The 580-nt window shown below is 51.0% G+C and carries 6 tRNA genes; all 6 read left to right on the top strand.

The features are described from left to right. Nucleotides 1-5 precede the first annotated feature (5 nt). A tRNA-Lys gene (locus tag SNE38_RS19255) sits at nucleotides 6-81 on the top strand. 17 nt (nucleotides 82-98) lie between these two features. Continuing rightward, a tRNA-Leu gene (locus SNE38_RS19250) sits at nucleotides 99-183 on the top strand. A 45-nt stretch (nucleotides 184-228) separates the two neighbouring features. After that, nucleotides 229-303 (top strand) — tRNA-Gly (locus tag SNE38_RS19245). Between the two features lie 5 nt (nucleotides 304-308). After that, nucleotides 309-397: transfer RNA gene (locus SNE38_RS19240), tRNA-Leu, on the top strand. 17 nt (nucleotides 398-414) lie between these two features. Then, nucleotides 415-491, top strand: a tRNA-Arg gene (locus SNE38_RS19235). A gap of 5 nt (nucleotides 492-496) precedes the next feature. After that, nucleotides 497-573: transfer RNA gene (locus SNE38_RS19230), tRNA-Pro, on the top strand. The last annotated feature ends 7 nt before the right edge of the window (nucleotides 574-580 follow it).

The following is a 580-nucleotide window of genomic DNA, read 5'->3' as shown; positions in this document are numbered from 1 at the left end:
TTAGAGAGCCATTAGCTCAGTTGGTAGAGCATCTGACTTTTAATCAGAGGGTCGAAGGTTCGAGTCCTTCATGGCTCACCAGTTTTATATTGTCTGCTGCGGGTGTGGCGGAATTGGCAGACGCACTAGACTTAGGATCTAGCGCCGCAAGGCGTGGGGGTTCGACTCCCTTCACCCGCACCATTTTAATTTTATATACTGTCAGAGTAAAAATATCTTATGCATTTTGCGGAAGTAGTTCAGTGGTAGAACACCACCTTGCCAAGGTGGGGGTCGCGAGTTCGAACCTCGTCTTCCGCTCCAAAAATGCCGGGGTGGCGGAACTGGCAGACGCACAGGACTTAAAATCCTGCGGTGAGTGATCACCGTGCCGGTTCGATTCCGGCCCTCGGCACCATCTTTACAATATATTTAGCGCCCGTAGCTCAATTGGATAGAGCGTCTGACTACGGATCAGAAGGTTGTGGGTTCGACTCCTGCCGGGCGCGCCATATTTCGGAATGTAGCTCAGCTTGGTAGAGCACTTGGTTTGGGACCAAGGGGTCGTAGGTTCGAATCCTGTCATTCCGACCATTATTTA

This window comes from Solibacillus ferritrahens, assembly GCF_037027585.1.
Classification (GTDB): domain Bacteria; phylum Bacillota; class Bacilli; order Bacillales_A; family Planococcaceae; genus Solibacillus; species Solibacillus ferritrahens.
This window is presented reverse-complemented; position numbering and strand designations above follow the sequence as displayed.